General features: G+C 43.0%; 24 protein-coding genes. 4 read left to right on the top strand and 20 right to left on the bottom strand.

Going from position 1 to position 23,977, the window contains the following annotated elements; translation table 11 throughout:
- Both FTU70_RS07050 and FTU70_RS07045 read left to right on the top strand, forming a co-directional pair.
- Entirely contained in the window at window positions 1-873 is an 873-nt protein-coding gene (locus FTU70_RS07050) for a 1-aminocyclopropane-1-carboxylate deaminase/D-cysteine desulfhydrase (protein ID WP_167846176.1), read from the top strand.
- A gap of 53 nt (window positions 874-926) precedes the next feature.
- Window positions 927-2,123 carry an NAD(P)/FAD-dependent oxidoreductase gene (locus tag FTU70_RS07045; RefSeq protein WP_180060382.1) on the top strand — a complete coding sequence of 399 codons (1,197 nt, stop codon included), beginning with the start codon at window positions 927-929 and terminating at the stop codon, window positions 2,121-2,123.
- A 179-nt stretch (window positions 2,124-2,302) separates the two neighbouring features.
- On the opposite strand, the gene FTU70_RS07040 is transcribed toward FTU70_RS07045, so the two are convergent.
- From FTU70_RS07040 to FTU70_RS07025, 4 genes are all read right to left on the bottom strand, one after another.
- Window positions 2,303-2,470 (bottom strand): hypothetical protein, encoded by a 168-nt coding sequence (locus FTU70_RS07040; protein ID WP_004975492.1) that lies wholly within the window; start codon window positions 2,468-2,470, stop codon window positions 2,303-2,305.
- A 169-nt stretch (window positions 2,471-2,639) separates the two neighbouring features.
- Window positions 2,640-2,810: a hypothetical protein gene (locus tag FTU70_RS07035; protein WP_004975491.1), complete on the bottom strand. Its 171-nt coding sequence runs from the start codon at window positions 2,808-2,810 to the stop codon at window positions 2,640-2,642.
- 95 nt (window positions 2,811-2,905) lie between these two features.
- Window positions 2,906-4,627 carry a mechanosensitive ion channel gene (locus FTU70_RS07030; RefSeq protein WP_004975489.1) on the bottom strand — a complete coding sequence of 574 codons (1,722 nt, stop codon included), beginning with the start codon at window positions 4,625-4,627 and terminating at the stop codon, window positions 2,906-2,908.
- Window positions 4,628-4,881: 254 nt separating this feature from the next.
- Entirely contained in the window at window positions 4,882-5,160 is a 279-nt protein-coding gene (locus tag FTU70_RS07025) for a hypothetical protein (protein ID WP_004975487.1), read from the bottom strand.
- A gap of 201 nt (window positions 5,161-5,361) precedes the next feature.
- Between FTU70_RS07025 and FTU70_RS07020 the strand changes: the two genes are divergently transcribed.
- Window positions 5,362-5,784: a hypothetical protein gene (locus FTU70_RS07020; protein ID WP_004975486.1), complete on the top strand. Its 423-nt coding sequence runs from the start codon at window positions 5,362-5,364 to the stop codon at window positions 5,782-5,784.
- Window positions 5,785-6,022: 238 nt separating this feature from the next.
- Here the strand turns inward: FTU70_RS07020 and FTU70_RS07015 are convergent, their stop codons facing one another.
- Window positions 6,023-6,529 carry a hypothetical protein gene (locus FTU70_RS07015; RefSeq protein WP_179994131.1) on the bottom strand — a complete coding sequence of 169 codons (507 nt, stop codon included), beginning with the start codon at window positions 6,527-6,529 and terminating at the stop codon, window positions 6,023-6,025.
- Between the two features lie 58 nt (window positions 6,530-6,587).
- A complete protein-coding gene (locus tag FTU70_RS07010) occupies window positions 6,588-7,349 on the bottom strand; it encodes a ferredoxin--NADP reductase (protein WP_180060381.1) in 762 nt (253 codons plus the stop codon).
- Window positions 7,350-7,433: 84 nt separating this feature from the next.
- Between FTU70_RS07010 and gigC the strand changes: the two genes are divergently transcribed.
- Window positions 7,434-8,315 carry a LysR family transcriptional regulator GigC gene (gene gigC, locus FTU70_RS07005; protein WP_019837525.1) on the top strand — a complete coding sequence of 294 codons (882 nt, stop codon included), beginning with the start codon at window positions 7,434-7,436 and terminating at the stop codon, window positions 8,313-8,315.
- Between the two features lie 38 nt (window positions 8,316-8,353).
- Here the strand turns inward: gigC and FTU70_RS07000 are convergent, their stop codons facing one another.
- From FTU70_RS07000 to nuoC, 14 genes are all read right to left on the bottom strand, one after another.
- Entirely contained in the window at window positions 8,354-8,929 is a 576-nt protein-coding gene (locus tag FTU70_RS07000) for a cold shock domain-containing protein (protein ID WP_180060380.1), read from the bottom strand.
- Window positions 8,930-9,015: 86 nt separating this feature from the next.
- Window positions 9,016-9,309 carry a cold-shock protein gene (locus tag FTU70_RS06995; protein ID WP_004975478.1) on the bottom strand — a complete coding sequence of 98 codons (294 nt, stop codon included), beginning with the start codon at window positions 9,307-9,309 and terminating at the stop codon, window positions 9,016-9,018.
- Window positions 9,310-9,390: 81 nt separating this feature from the next.
- Window positions 9,391-10,026 carry a uracil phosphoribosyltransferase gene (gene upp / locus FTU70_RS06990; protein ID WP_180060379.1) on the bottom strand — a complete coding sequence of 212 codons (636 nt, stop codon included), beginning with the start codon at window positions 10,024-10,026 and terminating at the stop codon, window positions 9,391-9,393.
- Between the two features lie 126 nt (window positions 10,027-10,152).
- The gene (nuoN, locus tag FTU70_RS06985) at window positions 10,153-11,646 is read right to left on the bottom strand and encodes an NADH-quinone oxidoreductase subunit NuoN (protein WP_180060378.1); all 1,494 of its coding nucleotides are present in this window, start codon (window positions 11,644-11,646) and stop codon (window positions 10,153-10,155) included.
- 3 nt (window positions 11,647-11,649) lie between these two features.
- A complete protein-coding gene (gene nuoM / locus FTU70_RS06980; protein WP_004975471.1) occupies window positions 11,650-13,263 on the bottom strand; it encodes an NADH-quinone oxidoreductase subunit M in 1,614 nt (537 codons plus the stop codon).
- A gap of 1 nt (window position 13,264) precedes the next feature.
- Complete coding sequence (gene nuoL, locus FTU70_RS06975; protein WP_180060377.1) at window positions 13,265-15,160, bottom strand: NADH-quinone oxidoreductase subunit L; 1,896 nt, start codon at window positions 15,158-15,160, stop codon at window positions 13,265-13,267.
- The gene (gene nuoK, locus FTU70_RS06970; RefSeq protein WP_004975463.1) at window positions 15,157-15,465 is read right to left on the bottom strand and encodes an NADH-quinone oxidoreductase subunit NuoK; all 309 of its coding nucleotides are present in this window, start codon (window positions 15,463-15,465) and stop codon (window positions 15,157-15,159) included. The genes nuoL and nuoK overlap by 4 nt, the downstream gene beginning before the upstream one ends.
- Window positions 15,465-15,983 (bottom strand): NADH-quinone oxidoreductase subunit J, encoded by a 519-nt coding sequence (gene nuoJ, locus FTU70_RS06965; protein ID WP_171062597.1) that lies wholly within the window; start codon window positions 15,981-15,983, stop codon window positions 15,465-15,467. Before nuoJ ends, nuoK begins: the two co-directional genes overlap by 1 nt.
- Entirely contained in the window at window positions 15,983-16,525 is a 543-nt protein-coding gene (gene nuoI / locus FTU70_RS06960) for an NADH-quinone oxidoreductase subunit NuoI (protein ID WP_004975460.1), read from the bottom strand. Before nuoI ends, nuoJ begins: the two co-directional genes overlap by 1 nt.
- Window positions 16,526-16,543: 18 nt before the next feature.
- On the bottom strand, window positions 16,544-17,563 hold the full coding sequence (gene nuoH / locus FTU70_RS06955; RefSeq protein WP_004975457.1) for an NADH-quinone oxidoreductase subunit NuoH: 1,020 nt from the start codon (window positions 17,561-17,563) through the stop codon (window positions 16,544-16,546).
- 3 nt (window positions 17,564-17,566) lie between these two features.
- Window positions 17,567-20,251, bottom strand: a complete 2,685-nt coding sequence (gene nuoG, locus FTU70_RS06950; RefSeq protein ID WP_180060376.1) for an NADH-quinone oxidoreductase subunit NuoG — start codon at window positions 20,249-20,251, stop codon at window positions 17,567-17,569.
- Between the two features lie 11 nt (window positions 20,252-20,262).
- Entirely contained in the window at window positions 20,263-21,600 is a 1,338-nt protein-coding gene (nuoF, locus tag FTU70_RS06945) for an NADH-quinone oxidoreductase subunit NuoF (RefSeq protein ID WP_004975453.1), read from the bottom strand.
- Window positions 21,597-22,106, bottom strand: a complete 510-nt coding sequence (gene nuoE, locus FTU70_RS06940; protein WP_004975451.1) for an NADH-quinone oxidoreductase subunit NuoE — start codon at window positions 22,104-22,106, stop codon at window positions 21,597-21,599. The genes nuoF and nuoE overlap by 4 nt, the downstream gene beginning before the upstream one ends.
- A gap of 14 nt (window positions 22,107-22,120) precedes the next feature.
- Entirely contained in the window at window positions 22,121-23,908 is a 1,788-nt protein-coding gene (gene nuoC / locus FTU70_RS06935; protein WP_004975450.1) for an NADH-quinone oxidoreductase subunit C/D, read from the bottom strand.
- Window positions 23,909-23,977 lie beyond the last annotated feature (69 nt).

Below are 23,977 nucleotides of genomic sequence, written 5' to 3'. Positions count from 1 at the left end.
ATGTTTGATCACATTGCTTTTCCTACCCCTTATCAAACATTAGAACTTCCCCAGCCTGTTCAACTGACCATCAAACGCCTTGATCAGATTCATCCCCAGATTTCGGGCAACAAGTTTTTTAAACTCAAATACAACCTCTTGGCAGCACAACAGCAAGGTTTTTCTCAAGTCCTCACTTTTGGCGGTGCATTTTCCAATCATATTGCAGCAACAGCTTTTGCAGCACAGCATTTTGGTTTTCAAAGTATCGGCATCATTCGTGGTCAGGAACTTGCGACCCAAGACTTAAATCCTACCCTACAAACAGCGCAAGATTTTGGCATGCAACTGCATTTTGTCAGCCGAGCCGAATATCGTCTGCGCCATGAAGTAGAATATTTACAACAACTTCAACAGCAATATCCTCAAGCCTTTATTATTCCAGAGGGTGGAAGCAATTCCCTTGCCATTCAAGGGACACAGGAAATCCTCTCCCCTGATGATTTAGAAAATTATGACGTAATTTGTTGTGCCGTGGGTACAGGTGGAACTCTTGCAGGCATCATTGAAAGCAGTTCAGATCACCAGCACATTTTAGGCTTTTCAGCCTTGAAAGGTGATTTTCTCAAACAGGACATTCAACAATGGACTGATAAAAGCAATTGGTCTTTAACCGATGCTTATTGTGGTGGCGGCTATGCCAAAACTACAGCTGAATTATTGAAATTTATTCAAAATTTTGAGCAAAAATATCAAATTCCACTCGAACACATTTATACAGGTAAAATGATGATGGGAATTCTTGATTTAATCCAGCACAATCATTTCCCTGCCCACACTCGAATCCTGGCCATTCATACAGGTGGGTTGCAAGGAAAGCTTAAAGCATATTAAAACCCCCACAAATCTTTTATAATTGCTCGCTTTTCGTCTACCGAGTAATACTCATGGTTCATCAGGTTGATGTTGTTGTTTTAGGTGCGGGTGCATCAGGCTTGATGTTGGCTGCAGAGGCTGGTAAACGTGGGCGTTCGGTTGTGGTACTGGAAAAGGCCAATAAAGTGGGAAAAAAAATTCTGATGTCTGGTGGTGGTAAATGTAATTTCACCAATTTAGAAGTCGAACCAAACCATTATATTTCACATAATCCACATTTTGTCATTTCTGCTCTCACCCGTTATACCAACTGGGATTTTATTGATTTAGTCTGCGAATATGGCATTGAATATGAAGAACGTAAACACGGACAATTATTCACTTTAAACGGCGCTAAAGAAATTTTAGCCATGCTCTTGGCCGAATGTGAAAAAACCAATCTGGTCGATATTCAAACCAATTGTGAAGTCAAAGCTGTGAATGCCCTAGATGATCAAGGTTTTCAAATTGCAACGACTTTGGGGTATTTCCAAGCAAGCACTGTGGTCGTAGCCACAGGTGGTTTATCTATTCCAACTTTAGGTGGCTCTGGAATTGGCTATGAAATTGCCAAACAGTTCGGTCATCGTGTTTACCCGACCCGTGCAGGTTTAGTGCCTTTTACCTTCTCAGACAGCTTTAAAGAAGTCACTACACGTTTAAGCGGTAATGCGGTGGATGCGACTTTATCAAATTCATTAAATAGTTTTACCGAAGCATTGCTATTTACCCATCGTGGTTTGAGTGGGCCAAGCGCCTTACAGCTTTCTAATTATTGGGATGTCGGACAAAGTTTTAAAATTAACTTTTTGCCATACTTAGAACTCTATGACTTTTTTAAAAACAAAAAGCAAAGCAGTCCTAAAGTTTTACTACGCACCTTGCTCAACGAACATTTGCCAAAAAGTGTAGTGGCTGAATTGCAGCAACTGATCTGGCCTACGCTCTCTGAAACGGCAATTGGCAATATCAGTGATGAAAAACTAGAACAGATTGCAGCACGTTTAAATGCCTTTGAAGTCAAACCATCAGGCACAGAAGGTTATCGTACTGCCGAAGTCACTTTAGGCGGAGTCGATACCCAAGAAGTTTCCTCTAAAACTATGGAAAGTAAAAAACAAAAAGGCTTGTATTTTGTTGGGGAAGTTTTAGATGTAACGGGACATTTGGGCGGCTATAATTTCCAATGGGCGTGGTCATCTGCACATGCGGCATCGGAGTACGTTTAAGCTAGCTTCCAAATGACATGCGAATAAGGTATGAACTAGGAATGCCTCCAGTCTAAACAGAGCAATATTGATCTTGCTAATCAAATTGCAAAATGACAAAAGCCAGTTTTTCTAAACTGGCTTTTTCTTTAACACCGTCACGCACTATAAAGACTTAGCAATACGTGAATCCTGTTATTTTATTCTAAATAATCGGTACGAAATAATACCAATTTTGGCGTATTTGCCAAACGTGATTCAGTTTGCTGCATTTTAAGCACAGCATTTTGTTGATGCATAGGTAACGAATTTGCCACTTGAACTTTTAAACTGATACGTAATTTGTTTAGCATATTGATTTCTCTCATTATTGTCATCCTTGCGCGAATTTTAAGACTCAAATATTTCAGCTTGGTTAAAACCCAAGTTTTTTATTTTTCCCTTAAACCCTCATCAAGCTTTCCAAGTTATTGATCTGATTTATCCAAATCAGTCTTTGGCTCATTCCTGCCAAAGTTGATTAATTTTTAACATAATTTAAGAGCTTGGTCTATCCTCTTTTGGATGATTTTTCTCAACATTTTCAGTTGGTTTTGCGGTGGCTTCTGGCTTGGCAAAAACAAATTTATAGGCTGCAACAAAAAAGCCGATGGTGATGCCAGCAATCACGATTGGGGCAAAAAACTTATCGGGTGCTGATTTGGACATTAGTCTTTCCTCTTTTTTAATGAATACCGAAAAGAAATCGACCAATACGGTGATTGGTCGATCATCTTAGCGATTCAAATCAAAATTTGAACAGGTTATTTCGGGTCATTTTTTGGATGTTCATCAACATCTGGTTCAGCCTCACCTGTCGAACCAAATGGGTTGTTGACTGGTGGATGTTCAGGATCAACCTTTAACGTATCTGGCACTGCATGATCAGTTGCCGCTTCAGGTGTTGTAGTCACATCACTTACAGACGCTTGCGGCTGCTCAGATACAATAGGTGTCATCACACTTGATGCTGACGTTGCCGTTTCTGTCTTGTGCAAAGGATTCGGTTGATTTGCCTCACGTTTAGCTTTATCAATCAAATCAGTTAACACACGTTCTGCAGGTTGACGACCACCTAAACCAAAGGCAAGTGCGAAAGCCACTGCAACAGAACCAAGAGTTAAACCAAAGGCCAAGTTCACAATAGAGTCTGCAATACCCATCGCGCGTAAGCCCATGGCTACCACCAAGCCCATAATTAAAATACGGACTAAGTTTGCCAACCAACGCGAGCTGTTATATTCACCGCGCTGTACCACTTTGGCGACCAAATTCGCGAGCCAGAAACCCACCACCAAAATGACAGCACCCAACAGGATATCTGCACCAAACTGGATAAACATGGCAATCAAGCCGCTGACTTGATCAAAGCCCAAACGGTTCGCCGCTTCAGATACCGCAAATAGCATGGTAAAGAATACAATCAGATAACCGACTACACATGAAATTTTAGTCGTACCTAAAAAGCGCTGTAAGTCGAGTTTGGCAGGAATATCATCGACTCCTGTACCTGCAACCACTTCCACCACAATATTGGCTACAAAACGCGACACCACATAAGCCAAAATAAGAATCAGACCTGCCGCAATAATATGCGGGATCGCATTCATAATTTCATACAGCATGGCTGTCGCAGGCTGCGAAATGGCTTCAATTCCAAGTGCCTCAAAACCAATAATCAAGGCGGTGATGATCACCAAGGCGAAAACAAACGAACCGAGTAATTTAGGTAAATTTGAATTTTTAAAAATGCCAACTTTTTCAGCATGCTGTTGAATATTCAGGCTGCCTAATAAACCTTCGACAATGCCACGAACAATTTTTGCCAGAATGTATCCGACAAAAACAATCACGCCTGCAATGAAGATGTTCGGTAAATACAGCACAACTTCATTCACCATGTTTTGCACAGGGAACAACAGACCGTTTAAGCCTAAAATTGACAGCACAATTGGCAAGAACAGCAATAAAATCAGCCAATAAACAATTTCACTGATATTTTGACTTAAGCCACTCACACCCACATCGGCGCTGAGTTTTTCATCCAACTGAGTACGTGCCAACAGTTTTTGCATCCCCACTTTGACCAGATTTGCCAAAATCCACCCAATAAAAGCAACGGCTACAGCAGCCAGTAAAGAAGGAATAAACAGTAAGAACTGCTGAATCATATTACTGAATGGCCCACTGACACTGGTCAGATTCAACACATTCAGCGCACCAATGACCGCAATAATTAAAATCACCCAAAACACGACCCGCGACACAATCACTTCAATATTTGAACGATGCCCCGTTGCATTTGATAATTTTTGATCGGTACCTAATTTTTGTAGAACCTTTTTAATTCCACCCGCAACCAATAATGCAATCACCCACCCGACAAGTAAAATTGCGACTGCAGCTAAAATGGGTTGAAATTGCTCCCAATAATACATGGCATCAAAACCTCTGCCATGTAGGTTCCCATTAAAATAATCATTCATCTTGTTTAATCCTCATGGTGATTAGCTTCATTTTTAGGTTTGCACTACAGCGCAAAACTGCTTTTTATCGATTCAAATTATTGAGTAAAGCTCTACCCACCATAGAATTTGCATATTTTTTATTCAACCTTGGGATGCAGAATCGCAACAATTCTACAAAGGAGGGATAATAAACCTTGCGAAAATCCACAAAAAAGCCCTGCATCTAGGCAAGGCTGAATTTGTAAATACGATTTTTTGACGCTTAGGCTAAACTACCGATCTGTTGCTGTTGCAGTATTGCTGTCCTCTGCACGTGCTTCATCTCCAGCTGTGCCCGTTGTCGTGCTATTTGGCGTTGCTTGTTGTACGGTTGGATTAGGATGTCCAGGAGGTGCTTCGCTCGGACTCGGATTGCGATCCGCCATCATGTAAATCAGCAATGCCAATAAAAAGATTCCCACCAGTAGAAGCATATAGACTGGAATACGTTTTTTTCGCTTAATGTCTTCAGCTGAGTTTACATGAGGTGGTTTATTGAAATCATGCGGCATGTTCCCCTCACTTATGTATTTATCTGATGAATTTTCATACTAACAAGCTCCTCACGCTTATTGTGTGACAATACATAGCAAGATGGTGAAAAGATGTAATATACCTCAAGTACCACCTATGTTGCCCAATATCGACAAAGCTGCCTCTCACGGGGAAATGCGCTATAATCACGTACCGTTTTTTTGTGTACTTTGAACTTTATGGCGTATCGTCAACAAAGTGTATCGCTTGATCTTGACACTGACGTCACTCATCAATGTGCCTTGCACTATACCCGTGATGGGCATCTCATTGGTATTATTGAATTTAGCAAGCCCAGCTATCTGCTCAAATGGGGCGATTTGGAATATTTCCGTCGTCGTACCGAAGAATTTTCGGTCATGCCATTTCCAGATTGTGTGAATGCCATGATCATTGATATTCGCAACATTGCTGCATTTCTGGATAATGAAGTGCCAATTTTACCGTGGCGCTTACTTGAAGAAGAATGTCCTGTGCGTTTGGTGGTTCCTCAAGAGCGCTTAGAGCATTATGCAGGTTTTTTTGAACCGACTTGGCTAAGTAGCGATGTCGATAGCGCGATTCAGGAAATCCGCGAATATATGGATATGTTTGTGCACTAATTTCTTTGAAGAGTCACTTTCAAGCATTGCGTTCAAAAGTTGCTTTCAAAATTGAATCGCACCAAGCAAAAACCTCATCTGCAGCGTTGTAGATGAGGTTTTTATATGAATGGTGAAGATCACCTCAACAACCAATTTTTAGCGAATTGTGAAAATACATTTATTTTCAAAACTCGATTTAGGCAGCCACAAAACCTGCTTAAAACGCACCTGATCTATGCCAAAACTTCGCATTTTCTTAGATGTATAGCGCTTGATATTTTTCATATTCAGGAGTCTGCCCTGCAATGGTTGAGCTTTGCTGAACTTTAATTTTCTGAAAAAAAGCGGTTTCCTTTGCACGGATTGGGCCAATATATTCATTATACATTTGTTCCATTTCGGCACTTTCAAATTGCATTTTTTGCAAACTGCCACCATGCCAACCCAACTGACTACGCAAGTTTAAATATTTTACTTTGCCCGCAGGAAACACATAATTGGCACAAGAAGAAAAGCAATACTGCGCAACTTCTACATTAAGTTGATGGTCAAAGACCAAATTGCCCAAATCAATACCTAAGCCGATCTCGCCACCCCGACTGTTGATTTTTAAGGTATCAATCTTATCTGACTGTTTGAGTAATTCCGCTGCACGTGCGTTGGCTTCAGGGCTAAGTGGCCCATCATAAATGAGTACGTGATCTTGCACAGCAACCTGAGTTTCGACCGTTTCAGCCTGTACGGTTTGTGCGACTATAAACATCAGCCCTGCGCTGGCTATATATTTGAACAGTTGATATTTGAATAGTTGTATCACATCCTCACCAATAATTTTCAACTGCAATATTACCTTCCCCGCGGCGGTTCATGCTTAAACCACGCGCTTTTAAGGCTTCTTTGGTGTCATCGACCATGGCAGGGTTACCGCATAACATCACATGGCTGGTTTCAGGGTTGAGTACACTGCCTGCAGCCTGTTCCAATTCGCCATTAGCAATTAATACAGGTAAACGATCATGCAAAGCAGCTTGAGGGTCGCGGGTGACAATTGGGATAAATTTAAAGCCCGAATGCCCTTCGCCAAAAGTTTCGGCAATTTCTTGAATTTTATCGACATAAGCCAATTCAGCTTCGGTACGCACGCTATAAACCAAATAAATATGTTGATATTTTGTCCATGTTTCAAAATCTTGCAGCATGGATAAAAACGGTGCAAGACCTGTACCTGTGGCCAGTAACCATAAATCGTGTGGGGCAGGCAATTGATAACGCGCCAAGGTCAAAAAACCATAAGGGATTTTTTCCAAGTACAGCTCATCCCCCACTTGAAGGTGCTGCAAGTTAGAAGTAAACGCACCATCTGGCACGACAATTGAGAAAAACTCTAAAGTTTCATCAAAGGGTGATGACACCACCGAATAAGCACGTACCACCAATTCATCATCCACTTTTAACCCGATACGTGCAAACTGCCCTGCGGTAAATTTAAAGTGCGCAGGACGAGTCATGGTGAAGCTAAACAAGGTGTTGGTCCAACGATGAACCGAAAGCACTTTTTCTAAAGTAAATTTTTCAATTGACATGATTTGAGCGTGGCATGAAAGACTGTGCTCATGTTAGCATGTTGGGGTAATTTATGAATATTTTTAAATGTTAAGGCTTGATTCATGCGCATGACTTTACGCCAGTTGGCGGTTTTTGTAGCAGTTGCCCAAGAAGGGACAGTAACCAAAGCCAGTGATGCCGTTAAGCTCACCCAAAGTGCTGCAAGCATGGCCTTAGCAGATTTGGAAGATGGCTTGGGTGCTCCACTGTTTGACCGTTTGGGTAAGCGTCTACAACTAAATGATTTGGGTCGTTTTTTATTGCCACAAGCCTTAGAAATTTTGGGGCGTTGTGAAGCGTTTGAGCAAGCTGCTAAAGGCGAACTACAAAGCATCGATTTGCGTTTAGGTGCAACCCTCACCATCAGTGACTATTTGATGCCTGATTTAATGGCAGACTTTTTGCAAATTCAGCCACAGGCGCATTTACAATTACAAGTGGGCAATACCCGCCAAATGATTGAAGCTGTAAATCAGTTTCAGCTAGATTTAGCCCTGATAGAAGGCTCTTGTCACTTACCCCAACTCCAATGTATTCATTGGCGTGATGATGAGCTTGCAGTGTGCTGTGCACCAAGTCATCCTTTAGCGCAGTTAAACCGTGCTTTAAGTATCGCAGATTTTGAAGACGCCGAGTGGATTTTACGTGAAGAAGGTTCAGGTACCCGTGAAGTGTTTGACAATGCAATTTTAAAAGACCTGCCTGATGCCAATATTCGTTTAACTTTGGGTCATAACGAAGCGATTTTAAAAATTGTCGCAGGTGGAATTGGTATGTCGTGTATTTCACGATTGGCGATTGAACCTTTACTAGAAAAAGGTCAATTGGTAATTTTGGATACACCTTTCTGGCAACTGACGCGCCCGTTATTCATGTTGGTGCATCGTCAGAAATACCAAGGGCCTGGTTTAAGGGCATTTATGAAATTTTGCGACGCGAAATAATTCATAGGAGTACCAATCAAGGTACTCTTTTTTAACAATTAAAACTGACTCTCACATGGTATGCCGTCACCATCACCGTCCATTTTAGTATTTGGACAATTTCGTATAAAGAATAACGCTTCTTCGTAAGACGTCATTTGACTACAGTGCTCACGCCCATCACAAGTAAAGTTCTGTTCGACAACTGGAACTTCTACTGCTTTTTGTACTGATAAAGCTTCAGGCTGGCTATTTTGCCAAGCTTGGTACTTATTAAATACTGCATAAGCCAAGACGAATATAATCAATATACCCATATAAGTCACAAAATTGGATGAGTTATTTTCAGACTTCTGCTGTCTTTTTTGAATCTGCTTTGTCGTATGAATTGCCCTTGATTGAGGCGTATGCCTTTCGACTGCAACCTTAATATCTAGACGGACAATATTATCTGCTTTGAACTTGCCATTTTCTTCTACTTTACGAAATTTTAGATTTTCTCCCACTTTTAGTGGAATATTTTTATTGGGAAAATCTTTAATATGAAAAAATAAATCTTTAGGCTCTCCTTCTATTTGAATAAAACCAAAGCCTCGTTCTTCGTTATAAGTTTTTATTTTCCCTTCTAAAAACATAAATTACTCTTTTCACGTTAATTTTTGATTATTGTACAAAAAAAGAGGCGAAAATGCCTCTTTTCTGTGCATGAAAACATTTAAAACTAACGCTTTAAGTTTGATAACAATGCAGACGTAATCGACGTATTCGCAGCAACCGCTTTGGCTTTTTTTGCTTTTTTGGATTTATCTTCTACAGGTTCAATATTAATGGCTTTATAACGATCACCATTTTGAACCACATTAAATTTAACGCGATCATTGCGCTTTGGCTCGCCTTCAGCCGCAGGAAAATCCGAGATATGGAAAAACACTTCACCTTCAGGTGCGGCAATAAATCCATAGCCTTTTTCGGCATTATATTGTTTGATTTTCCCTTGATATTGTTCAGATTTCATGGCTTAACCTTTTACGAGCTGCACTTTATATGAGTATATAAAAAAGAGGCAGTTAATGCCTCTTTTTCACCGACATTCGGCTTAATCTTTTTGCACTGAACCAAAAATTTTATCGCCTGCATCACCCAAGCCAGGCACAATATAACCATCTTGGTTTAAACCTTCATCTACCGATGCAGTAAAGATCACCACATCTGGATGGGCAGCTTCAACACGCTGAATCCCCTCAGGCGCAGCAACCAACACCATCACACGAATGTCTTTACAACCACTGGCTTTCAATAAATCAATAGCTGCCACTAATGATGAACCCGTTGCCAGCATTGGGTCAATAATCATCGCAATACGGTTTTGCACATCGGGTACTAATTTTTTGTAGTAAGTACGTGCTTCTAAAGTTTCTTCATCACGCTCTAAACCTAGAACCGACACTTTGGCACTTGGAATCAGGTTTAAGAAACCATCCAACATACCAATACCCGCACGTAAAATTGGCACAACTGTGATTTTTTTACCCGCAATACGGTCTACTGTGACTGCCCCATTCCAACCTGAAATTTCATGCTCAACCATTGGTAAATCTTTGGTTGCTTCATAAGTCAGTAACATGGTGACTTCCTGCGCCAATTCACGGAAGTTCTTGGTGCTGATGTCGGCACGACGTAACAGCCCTAATTTATGACGAATAAGTGGATGACGAATTTCATGAATAGCCACGGGAGAACACCTAAAAGGAAATAAAAGCAAATAGCTTTTTATTATATGCTGTTTTTATACGGTATTTAAACCAAAAAGCCCCCAATTTATGGAGGCTTTTTGACTGAAGATTAAACTTCTTTTAAATTATTGCTGAGTCAGCATGAAATGAATTGGAGATAGAATTTCAGCTTCAAGCGCAATTTTGATAATTGGATCTGGATACACACCAATCACCAATACCGCCAATGCAGCAGCTAAAACCATAATACCACCCACTTTTTGACCCCAGTGATCAACCGCATCCATTTTTGGTTCGTCTGGTGGTGTCATGTACATCACCACCATTACACGTAAGTAATAGTACAAACCAATACCTGAACCCACAATGATCATGGCAGCTAAGAACCAGTGCTGAGTCGTAACAGCAGCCATCACCACCAAGAACTTACCAATGAAGCCTGCAGTTAATGGAATACCTGCAAGAGAAAGCATCATCACGGTTAATACAGCAGTCAATACTGGACGACGCCAGAACAAACCACGGTAGTCTGCTAAGCTTTCTGCTTCAGCTACGTTGTTATACGGGCTAGACATTAATGCCACTGCACCGAACGCACCAATGGTGGTCAATACATAAGTGATCACATATACGCTGACATTGCCCAAACTTGCATAGGTCATGCTGATTAAACCAATCAACAAATAACCAAAGTGCGCAATAGATGAGTAAGCCAAAATACGCTTCAAGTTAACTTGACGTACAGCTAGGAAGTTACCCACCAAAATTGAAAGCACAGCAATAATGGTCATGATGGTTACAATTGAGTCGATCAGGATTGCCCCTGAACCCAAAATGTAACGCACGAACAAACCAATGGTTGCTACTTTTGCTGCAGTCGCAAGAAAGGTTGCGATTGGTGCAGGCGCACCGTCATAAACGTCTGGTGTCCATTTGTGGAATGGTGCCAACGACAATTTAAATGCAACAGCAAAGACAATTAAGCCTAGACCTAAAACTACCAATGGCTGTTGGATATTTTGCATTAATGCTTGTACAGAGTCATAGAAAGACAATGAACCAGTGTATGCATAAATGTACGCCATACCCATGAGCAACATTGCAGATGCGGTTGCAGACAAGACTAAGTACTTCACGCCTGCTTCTAAAGATTTAGAACGTTGGTGAGTGTATGCCAATAAGCCATAAACAGGAATTGACATTAACTCAAGGCTAATGAAGAACGACGCATAGTGCGAGCTTGACACCATCAACATAGCACCCGCCACTGAACACAACATTAAGATGTAGAGTTCTTCGCGGTTGTCTTTATACGTTTCAATATACGCATGTGACAAAGTAGAACATGCTAATGCAGCGATCAGAATCACCAGTTGATATAACAAGGTGAACGGATCAATCATAAACATGCCCATCACGCTGGCAGGAGCAAAGTTCCCACCAAACATCATGAGTAAAAGGTAAGCAGCAGCGAGGTTCAAGCCCACCACTGATGCTGTAGCAATTAAGTTATGGTTACGCTTAATTGCAGTAAGGATCATCACGACAATCGCAGTTAAAGCCACGATCATCACAGGAGCTAAAGGCATAAGCTCAGAAAATGACATTGTGAAGTTCATGGCTTATTGGATCTCCACATTTTCGAGTTGAGCTGTTACTTCTTGCGTAACTTCAACTACTTCTTGAACTGGGATGTAGCTATTTGCTAACCACGCCATACTTGAATTTGAAATATCAAGGAAGGTTTGTGGATACAGACCAAGCCATACTAGACCCAGCGCACAAATTGAAAGAATCACAACTTCACGTGCATTTAAATCTTTTAACGGATTTGCATAGTGCTGTTTTTGCTCTTCATTTGGTACACCAAATAAGGCTTTGTGAATCAGGATTAAACCGTAAACACCTGCAAAAACTAAACTGATTGCCGCAATAATTGTGAAGGCTGGGAACTGTTCAAATGAACCCATTAAAATCAGGAATTCACCAATAAAGTTACCTAAACCAGGAATACCAACTAACGCTGCCACAAAGAACATCAGGAAGAATGAAAGGTATTGGAATTGACCACGAATACCGCCCATTAAACGCATGTCACGTGTATGTACGCGCTCGTAAATTTGACCACACATAATGAACAATGCAGCAGATGACAAGCCATGTGCCAACATCATGATCATTAAGCCTTGGTAAGTCAGGATATTACCTGCATAAATTGCAAGTAATACGAAGCCCATGTGCGAAATTGAGGTATAGGCAAGTAAACGCTTCATATCGGTTTGCTGGAAAGCACACCACGCGCCGTAGAACACACCAATTAAACCCAAAATAATGGCGATGTCTGCAAACTGAGCAGAAGCCGCTGGGAAGAATGGAATCACGAAACGTAATAAACCGTATGCCGCAGTTTTAATCAAAATACCTGCAAGGTCGACAGAACCCGCTGTAGGCGCTTGTGCGTGTGCATCTGGTAACCAACCGTGTAATGGGAAAACTGGAAGTTTTACCGCAAAACCGATGAATAAACAGATCATGAAGGCATAAGCGACTGCTGGTAATTGTGCGTCAAGGGTATTCGCTACAGCCAATAAATAGTTGTAGTTGAATGAAATAGTACCTGACATCATGTATCCATAGATCACTAGACCTAAGATACCAATCAACATGATTAAACCAGCAACTTGCGTGTAGATAAAGAATTTGGTTGCAGCGTAAACACGTGAACGACCATTTGAACCTTTATGACCCCATAACGCAATCAGGAAGTAGATTGGTACAAGCATCATCTCCCAGAAGAAGAAGAACAGGAACAAGTCAATCGCAAGGAATACGCCAATTACCCCACCCAAAGACCATAAAAGGTTAAGGTGGAAGAAACCGACGTTCTTTTGAATCTCACCAAATGAACAGCCTACCGCTAAAATACCCAGTAATGCAGTTAAACCCACCATGAGTAAAGATAAGCCATCCACCGCTAAGTGAATGTTGATGCCTAGGGTTTGAATCCAAGGCAGCATAAATTCAGCCGACCAAGTTGGAACTTGAGCGCCTAATTCATAGTTATAGCTAGCACCTTGCCACAATGCGACAGTTAAGCCCAAAGTAACGAGCATGCCCACTAAAGCAATGTAACGCGGTAATTTATCGTCGAGTTTATCGACCAACCAGCAAATAAAACCTGCAATGAACGGAACAAGGATCAGCGCGGGTAGAATTAAATTGTTTGGAGTATCCATCTTATTTCCCCACGACCTGAATCACGATCAAGATCATTAGTAAGACCACCACACCAAGTGCCATACTCGATGCGTACTCACGTAATGAGCCAGTTTGACGTGAACTTGTGAAGCTATGACCACCTTTCACCAGTGCAGGCAGTACTAACCACATGCCATCCACTGGATCACGACCTAATAGTTTGGCAATCAGCAAGTATGGTTTTACAAATACGATGTCATACAACGCATCGAAACCAAGTGCATTACGACAAATATTGGCAAGACCCGCACCCAATGAAGTTTGCGCGAAACCTTTTACAGCATTGTAAGCAAAGGCAAATAACACCACGCCTACAGCTAAACCAGCCAAAGCCACACCAATTGCAACATACTCTGCACCATGTGCGCCTGCTTCTAATGCTGCAGGAATCACAAATGCTGGGATTTTTGCAGCATCAAGAATGCTCATCACTGGCGCTTTTAATACAATCGCTAAACCAGTTGAAAGTGCTGCAAGCACTGCCAATGGGAACCAGTAAGTTGCGCCTTTGATCTCGTGATACGGTGTGTTTTCTTTACCAAAGAATACAACCCAAATTAAGCGGAATGTATAAATTGACGTTAAGAATGCACCTGCTACACCCACCCAATATAAGGTGTTATATAGCGGAATACCTGCGATATGACTTTGCGTCCAAACTGCTGCCAAAATAGCGTCTTTTGAGAAGAAACCAATGGTCAAGAATGGAATCGCTGCCAATGCACCACCACCAATCGCGAAACATGCAAACAGGAATTTGTTCTTGTAGAACAAGCCACCCATTTTGAAAATGTTTTGTTCGTGATGGTAAGCCAAAATCACCGCACCAGAAGACAAGAATAATAATGCCTTGAAGAATGCGTGAGTTAACATGTGGAATAGACCCGCTTGGTATGCTTCTGCACCAACTGCCATAAACATATAACCCAGCTGACTCATAGTTGAGTAAGCCAAAATACGTTTGATGTCGGTTTGAACCAATGCTGCAAAACCAGCAACTAGCAAGGTCACAGCACCTGTAATTGAAATGAATAACATCACTTCAGGTGCAAGTTCAAATACGCTGAACATACGGCAGCATAAGTAAACACCCGCAGTTACCATGGTTGCAGCGTGGATTAATGCAGATACAGGTGTAGGACCTGCCATCGCATCGGCTAACCAAGTTTGCAACGGAATTTGTGCAGATTTACCCGCAGCACCCAAGAACAACATTAACGCTGTCCAAATGGTGATCGACGAGCTTTGAGTCATTACATTGGCTGCATTTTCTACGATGTATTGTGTGTTCAACGTACCAAATTGTTGATACAACAAGAACAACGCGATCAGTAGGAAAACGTCACCCACACGTGTTACGGTAAATGCTTTGATTGCTGCAAAACCGTTTGCAGGGTTTTGGTAGTAATAACCAATCAGCAAGTAAGAGCACAAACCTACACCTTCCCAACCTAGGAACAATAACGCCAAGTTATCGCCAAGTACCAACAACAACATGCTCGCAACGAACAAGTTGAAGTAAGAGAAGAAACGTGCAAAGTCTTCTTCACCACGCATATACCATGATGCAAAGATGTGAATTAAGAAACCCACGCCTGTAATCATGCCCAGCATGAGCAAAGATAAACCGTCTAAGTGCAAGCTAAACGCAGGTGCAAAACCACCCACATTGAACCAAGTCCATAAATGTTGAGTCGTTGCAACCGAACCGTTGTTCACAAAGTCCATGCCTGCAATTAGCGCAAATAATGCAGACAGACCCACTGAACCTACGCCAATAATCGCAGCAACTTTTTCAGGTAAGTTGTTACGCCCTGCCGCTAAAAGGATAAAACCAATGAGCGGAAACAATACTGTTAGATATAAATAACTCATCCGCGCATCTCACTAGCAGCATCCACATCCAAATGATGGAAGCGATGATAGAACTGAAGGACGATCGCAAGACCGATACACGCCTCTGCCGCAGCAAGTGTCAAGATCAAGATAAACATGATCTGACCATCTGGTTGTACCCATGCACTACCAGCCAAGACAAACGCCAATGCCGCAGCGTTCATCATGATTTCAAGGCCCATTAAAATAAATAGTAGGTTGCGTCGCACCATCACACCGTAAAAACCGAGTGCAAAAAGAATGGTCGCGACAATCAAACCATGTTCTAAAGGGATGTTGCCCATTATTCTTTTTCCTCTTCTGCACTTGGTTCACGTTTACCGATGTGGAAGCCTGCAACCAAAGCTGCAAGTAATAACATTGCGGCAACTTCAACCAACAATAAGTACTGAGTAAAGAGTGCTTGACCCACTGCTTTTGGACCCACCATTTCGGTGCCCATAAGCGCGCTTGGTGCAGTGTAGTCTGAGCTTAATGACCACACTAAAACCAAACCAATTAGGAAGCTCATCAAAGCTGGGTATGCCCAAGTTGATGAAGTCAACCATTTACGCTCTTGCTCAACAGTTTGCTGACCAAGGTTGAGCATCATCACCACGAATACGAACAAGACCATGATCGCACCCGCATAAACAATGATTTCTAAGGCACCAGCAAATGGTGCACCCACGATCATGAACATGCCTGCAACCGCAAGTAATGACACGATCAAGCTTAATAAAGCATGTACTGGGTTCGCGTTAGTCACTACACGAACCGTAGAAACAATGGCCACGAGTGCCATCAAGTAAAACGGCCACATCATGGTAATAGACTCCGTACATCAATAGGTGCGCTTTCACGTTGCGCTTGACCTTTGTCTTTACCTGTAACAGCCATACCCGTTACACGGTAGAAGTTGTAGTCAGGATATTTACCAGGACCTGAAATGAGTAAGTGTTCTTTCTCATACACCAAGTCTTGACGCACATATTCACCTAACTCAAAGTCAGGTGTTAACTGAATTGCAGTCGTTGGACATGCTTCTTCACACATACCGCAGAAAATACAGCGTGAGAAGTTGATACGGAAAAACTCTGGGTACCAACGACCATCTTCCTGTTCTGCTTTTTGCAGTGAAATACAACCAACTGGACAGGCAACTGCACAGAGGTTACATGCTACACAACGCTCTTCGCCATCTGGATCGCGTGTTAACACAATACGACCACGGAAGCGTGGAGGTACAATTTCTTCGGCTGGCACTTCCGGATACAAAATGGTGTCACGTTTACGTGTCACGTGTGAGAAAACCATCCACAGTGAACGTACAATTGACCCAAACCCAGCTAGAAACTTAAACATATTGTTCTCCCTGCTGTCTTAGGCCGAATGATTCATAAGAATCACAGCACCAGTTACCAAAAGGTTAACAAGCGCCAATGGCAAGCAAATTTTCCAACCAAAGTTCATCACTTGGTCATAACGTGGACGCATTAAAGAACCACGAGCCAAGACAAACATCATCACAAAGAATGCTGTTTTGATAATGAACCAGAAAGCTGCTGGAATGAATGGAATTTCAAGGTTAAACGGCGCTAGCCATCCACCGAAGAATAGAGTCACGATAAGCGCAGAGATCAGTACCACGTTGACATATTCTGCAACGAAGAACATCCCCCACTTCATACCGCCATATTCGACGTGATAACCTTCAGCCAATTCTTGTTCTGCTTCTGGTTGGTCAAATGGGTGACGGTGAGTTACCGCAACGCCTGCAACCACGAAAATCAAGAAACCTAAGAATTGTGGAATCACAAACCAAACATCACGTTGCGCTTCAACAATTTCACGCATGTTGAATGAGCCTGCAATAGCAACCACACCCATGAGTGAAATACCCAAGAACACTTCATAAGAAATGGTTTGAGCGGCTGAACGTAAACCACCAAGCAATGCGTATTTGTTGTTTGATGACCAACCACCAAATAACACCGCATACACTGCGATACCTGCCATTGCCATAAAGAACAACAGGCCAATGCTCATGTCTGCCACACCTAAATAAGGTGATACAGGAATAACCATGAACGACAGTACCGCAGTTGCCATTGCAACTGCTGGTGCCATACGGAACGTAAGTTTGTCGGCAAATTTTGGTGTCCAGTCTTCTTTGAACATGATTTTCAGCATGTCGGCAACAATCTGGAACATACCGCCTGGACCTACACGGTTCGGACCATAACGGTCTTGCCATAAGCCCAGTAAACGACGCTCAATAAAAGACATGAGTGCAGCAATCAATACCACAACCAGTAAGATGACAATCGCTTGAATGACTGAATAGGCAATTGGCCAGTTCTCAGCCCACAGCGGCGTCTGACGGATTAATTCTTGTTGCATGAATTACACTCCTACCGCGACTGAAACAGGCTCTGCAAGAGATACCGTTGGTGCAAGACCAATTGGGTAGCCAATATAACCTGTAGGTAAATATTCAATCACTTGTACTGGCAACACGATAGATGTTTCGCCTGCTTGTACAGTAATTGTTTGACCATCTTGTAGATTCAAACGCTGCGCATCCTGCGTACCTACAGCAAATACTGCTTCAGGAATACGTGATTCCATTGCAGGAGTTTTCACCGTAAATTCCCCCGATGCAAAAATGTGATGCATTGGAATTAAACGGAAGCTGTCTGGATTTGCAAGTACTGGTGCAGGTGCAACATAGCTACGTGCAGGACGTTTCGCCAAACGGTCGAATAAACGAATACCTGCGTCACCACCTTTTAAGTGACCACCCACGTTGTCTTGGAATTTGTTCCAAGCTTGTGGCGAGTTCCAACCTGCAGACCAAGCAAATGGTACAAGTGCCGCTGGCGTTTGATTACCCACATAACCTTCCATAGAGAATGTTAATGCTGAATCTACATCGACAGGTTGTTTTGGTTCGTGAATGGATAACGGTGCACGCATAGCGGTACGACCTGAGTAACGACGTGGTTCACGCGCAACTTTTAAGCCATGTACACGGAAACCTGCATCTGGTGCAACATCTTGAATTGCTTCAAGTGCTGGAACATTCTTCACTACAGATTCAATCACGTCATCTAAAACAGTCCAAGCAATTGCTTTGCCTTTTAAGCCTGTTTCAAGTGCGTGTAACCAGCGCCAAGATTCTTTAATCGCCAATTCAGGTTTGTAGTAGCTTGGGTCATAAACTTGGAAGAAGCGTTGTGCACGACCTTCCTGACTCACCACCGTACCATCACCTTCCGCGAAGCTTGCTGCAGAAAGTACGATATTGGCTTTTTGCACAGTTGCGGTTTCAGCATGATCTAGCACGATGACATCTTGTGCTTTCGCTAAAGCTGCATCGACTTGTACTGCAGGTAAACGACGATATAAGTCATTTTCAACCACAATCACAACATCATAATCTTGTGCAAATGCTTGCTCTAAGCTTTGCCCACCAAATATAGCCAAGCCCATTGAGTTCACTTCTGGCACAGTTAAGCTTAAACCTGCGTTTTCACCCAAGTTTTGTGCCACTTGTGCAGCCGCTTCCATAATGGCAGCGTCTAGTAAGCTTGTACCTGAAATCACCAATGGTTTTTTCGCAGCTTTTAACGTGTCAGCAATGGTTTGTGCAAATGCTTTCGCATCGTCATCTAAACCTGTGATCACGTCACCTGCAACCGCAGCAGCAATGGCAAAACCTAAACGTGCGATATCATTTGGAGAAGCAACCACTTCACCTGTTGCGACATCAGCTAAACGAGTTTGCGTTGCAGCCAAAATGTAAATTGGTGATTTTGCATCTTGTGCAATACGTTGCACAGGTTCAGCCAACCAGTCTGGAGTACGACGCTCTGCGGCCATTTCTTTAGCTTTGTTTTTCGCCGCTTGACGAACAGACAAGGCCATACGTGGTGCAGTTTGGGTTAAATCTTCACCCAAAATTAACACAGCATCGTAATCTTCAATTTCACGCATACCTGGGTTGTAAATACCTTCGGTTTGCATAATTGAAGCTGCCAGCTCTACCAAGTTTTGCTCTTTTTGCGATAAGCCTGTTGAGTAGTTGTCTTGACCCACCAACTCACGCAAAGCAAAGTTTGATTCAAGCGATGCACGTGGCGAACCAATACCTAAAACTTTTTTGCCTTGAACTTTGGCAATAATCGTATCAAGTGCAGTATCTACAGAAACAGTTTCTACACTCGCACCGTTACGGAACTGTGGCTGACGCGGACGATCTTCACGGTTCACATAACCTGTACCGAAACGACCTTTGTCGCACAGGAAGTATTGGTTTACTTCACCGTTAAAGCGGTTTTCTACACGACGTAATTCGCCATAACGCTCACCCGGAGAGATGTTACAGCCAGAAGAACAGCCTTGGCATACGCTTGGCGCATATTGCATATCCCACTTACGGTTATAACGTGCAGAGTGCGTTTTGTCGGTAAATACACCTGTTGGACATACTTCAGTCAAGTTGCCAGAGAATTCAGATTCTAAAGTACCCGACTCAGGACGACCAAAGTACACACGTGATGCGTTGGCATAAACGCCAAAGTCTGTACCGCCTGCATAGTCTTTGTAGTAACGCACACAGCGATAACATGCGATACAACGGTTCATTTCATGTGCAATGAACGAACCTAGCTCTTGGTTATAGTGCGTACGTTTGGTGAAGCGATAACGACGACGGTCATGCTGCGTCATTACAGTCATATCTTGTAAATGACAGTGACCACCTTCTTCACAGACAGGGCAGTCGTGTGGGTGGTTCGTCATCAAGAACTCTACAATTGAAGTACGGAACTCAGTCGCTTCCTTGTCTTCAATAGAGATATAGGTATTGTCAGCAGCAGGTGTCATACATGACATCACCAAGCGACCACGAGTATCTTCAGGGTTCGCATATTGGGTCACGGCACATTGACGGCAAGAACCGACAGAACCTAAGGATGGATGCCAACAAAAGTACGGAATGTCGATCCCAAGGCTCAAACATGCTTGCAGCAAGTTTTCCGAGCCATTGACTTCGTACGATTTTCCATCGACATGAATTGTAGCCATAGTCGAATTCCTTAAGCTTGTTCTACGTTGCTAGCTTGAGCAGCAGGACGGCTATTTGCCACTTTTGCTTCAAACTCGCCACGGAAATATTTGAGTGCGCCCATTAATGGCTCCATCGCACCTGGTGCGTGAGCACAGAAGGTCTTACCAATCCACAATTTTTTGGTGAGTTCTTGAAGATGTTGAATGTCTTCTTCTTTCCCTTCGCCATTTTCAATTGCTTTGAGTGCTTTTACAGCCCACGGTAAACCATCACGACATGGGGTACAGAAACCACATGATTCGCGCGCAAAGAATTCTTCTAAGTTACGGGTTGCAGAAACCATACATTGGGTTTCATCGACCACCATAAGCAAACACGTGCCTAAACGTGAACCTGCCTTCATGATGCTTTCTGCATCCATAGGCAAGTCAATGTGTTCTGCTGCCAAGAAGTCGGTAGATGCACCACCCGGTAACCATGCTTTTAGCTTCAAGCCATCACGCATGCCACCCGCATAGTCTTCAATTACTTCACGTGCAGTCGTACCAAATGGAAGCTCCCATAGACCTGGGAATTTCACCTTACCAGAAGCACCGTAAATTTTTGTGCCAGGGTCTTTCGATTTACCTGCAGATAAACCGATATACCACTCTGCACCACGCAACATGATTGCAGGTAAGTTGTTATAGGTTTCTACGTTGTTGACAATCGTTGGACGACCCCATGCCCCTGCAACTTGCGGGAATGGTGGTTTAGTACGTGGGTTAGCACGACGACCTTCAAGCGAGTTAATCAATGCGGTTTCTTCACCACAGATATAACGACCTGCGCCTGTATGCACGTATAGCTCAAAGCCCCAGTTGGTACCTAAAATGTTTTCGCCCAAATAACCTTTGGCACGAATTTGCTCAATCGCTTCATTTAAGTACTGTGCAGCTTCGATGTATTCGCCACGAATAAAGATATAGCCGTGGGTTGCTTCAAGCGTGTACGCAGCAATCAGCATACCTTCAATCAGTTGGTGTGGAAGTTTTTCCATCAACAAACGGTCTTTGAAAGTACCCGGTTCCATCTCATCGGCATTACAAATCAGGTAACGTGGACCTGAATTGTCGTTTGGCGCCATCAGTGACCATTTGATCCCTGCTGGGAAGCCTGCACCACCACGACCTTTTACTGTCGCAGCTTTAATGACTTCAAGCACATCTTTAGGCGGCATAGAAATCGCTTTCTTAAAGCCTGCATAACCTTCTAGTGCTTCGTAATCATCTGCATTACGCACGTGCTCTTGCTTGCTTAAACGCCAAGTTAATGGATGCGTTTCTGGGTTACCGTCACCATAAATTGGTCTTGGTTCGGTATTCATACATACTTCTCCAATAACTGTTGCACCGATGTCACCTCAACTAAACCGTGAGTATCTTCATCAATCATCAAGGTTGGACCCTTATCGCAATTTCCTAAACAGCAAATTGGCAATAACGTGAAACGACCATCTGCAGTCGTTTGACCAAACTGAATGCCTAATTCACGCTGGAATGCTTCTGCCAGTGTTTCTGCACCCATCAAAAAGCATGCAATCGAGTCACACAATAAAATCACGTGACGACCTACAGGCTGGCGATAAATACGGTTATAGAATGTTGCGACACCTTCTAAATCAGCAACGCTGATGGTTAGAAGCTGTGCAATCGCATTTAACTGCGCATCATCTACCCAGCCATTACGGCGCTGTACACACTTCAAGGCATCTAAAGATGCTGCACGTGGGTACGGATAATGACCAATGTGATGTTCAATTTCATGGATTTCTTCCGCAGTCAAAATCCCTTCAACATTCACACGTGGCTTTTTATCAGTCAAAATCATCATAATGCGTTTACCCCTTAGCGATCCACGTCTGCCATTACGACGTCAATGGTCGCTAAATAAATGATTAAGTCAGATACCAGACTGCCGTTAATCACAGAAGGCATTTGCTGTAAATGCGTGAAAGTTGGTGTACGAATACGGGTACGGTAACTCATCGTTGACTTATCTGAAGTCAAGTAGTAATTCGATGCACCTTTCACCACTTCTGCCATTACAGATGCTTCACCAGCAGGCATTACAGGACCCCAAGACACGCTTAAGAAGTGCGTAATCAGGGTTTCAATATCTTGTAATGTCTTGTCTTTTGGTGGTGGAACAGCCAATGGATGGTCTGCTTTATATGGACCAGATGGCATGTTATCTAGACATTGTTTGATGATTTTCAATGACTCTTCGATTTCACGGAAGTGAACCAGTACACGAGCGTAAGCATCGCCTTCGTACTCTACAGGTACTTCGAAGTCATAGTTTTCATAACCACTGTATGGACGGTATTTACGCACGTCAAAGTCGATACCTGTTGCACGTAAACCAGTACCTGTCACACCCCAAGCCAAGGCAGATTTCGCATCATACTGCGCTACACCTTGCGTACGACCCATGAATACCGAGTTGCGTAATGCCGCAGTGTAGTATTCGTTCATACGTTTTGGCATCCACTCTAAGATTTCACGAATCAGGTGTTGCCAGTTGTTTGGTAAGTCGTGTGCGGTACCACCGATACGGAACCATGCTGGATGCATACGGTAACCCGTAATAGCTTCAATCGCATCGTAGATTTTTTGACGGTCTGCGAACATATAGAATACAGGGGTCATACCGCCCGCATCCTGAATTGCAGTACCAATGAACAATAAGTGGTTATTGATACGGAACAATTCCGACATCATGACACGGATACATTGTGCGCGGTCTGGCACAGTAATGCCTGCCAGTTGTTCCACACCCATGACATACGGCATGTTTTGCGCACAACCACCCAAGTAGTCCACACGGTCTGTATAAGGAATGAATGAATGCCAAGTTTGACGCTCAGCCATCTTTTCCACACCACGGTGGTGATAGCCGATATCTGGCACACAGTCTTTCACTTCTTCACCATCCAACTGCAAAATTACACGGAACGCACCGTGCGCAGATGGGTGGTTAGGACCCAAGTTCAGGAACATGAAGTCTTCGTCTTTATTACCGCGCTTTAAGCCCCAATCTTCAGGCACAAAGCGAAGGTGTTCTTGCTCGAAGTCTTGTTTGGCTTGGTTCTGCATATACGGTGTATATTCCGTTGCACGTGCAGAATACTCTTTGCGTAACGGATGACCTTCCCAATATGTTGGCAACAAGATACGACGAAGCATTGGATGCCCTTCGAAGTTGATACCAAACATATCGTAAGCTTCACGCTCGTACCAGTTGGCATTTGGCCAAATGTTGGTTGCTGTTGGAATATTGAGATCACTCTCATTCAACGCAACTTTAATACGAATGTCCGTGTTACGCTCTAGCGATAACAAGTGATAGAACACAGTAAAGTCAGACGCAGGTAGACCATCGCGGTGAGTACGCAAACGCTCATCTACCGCAGACAAGTCGAACAACATCACGTATGGACGTGACACTGTACGCAAGAACATTAAAACTTCTTGTACACGTGCGCGCTCAACCCAGACTGTTGGAAAATCTTCAAAAGTCGTTTGCACATAGAAGTTCTCACCAAATTTGGTTTTGAGCTCTTCTACAATTGCAAATGCTGGGCGTGAATCAACTGCTGTTGATTCTGGCATAGCAATGTCAGTTTCAGCCATTGGCTTGGCTTCCTATTTAATACAAATTCAGTCAACCTAAACGACAACTACACCCGTCGGGTGCATCAA

The sequence above is a fragment of the Acinetobacter sp. YH12135 genome (genome assembly GCF_013418565.1).
In the GTDB taxonomy this organism is placed as follows: Bacteria; Pseudomonadota; Gammaproteobacteria; order Pseudomonadales; family Moraxellaceae; genus Acinetobacter; species Acinetobacter towneri.
The sequence above is the reverse complement of the archived record's forward strand: the minus strand, read 5'-3'. Positions and strand labels throughout refer to the sequence as shown.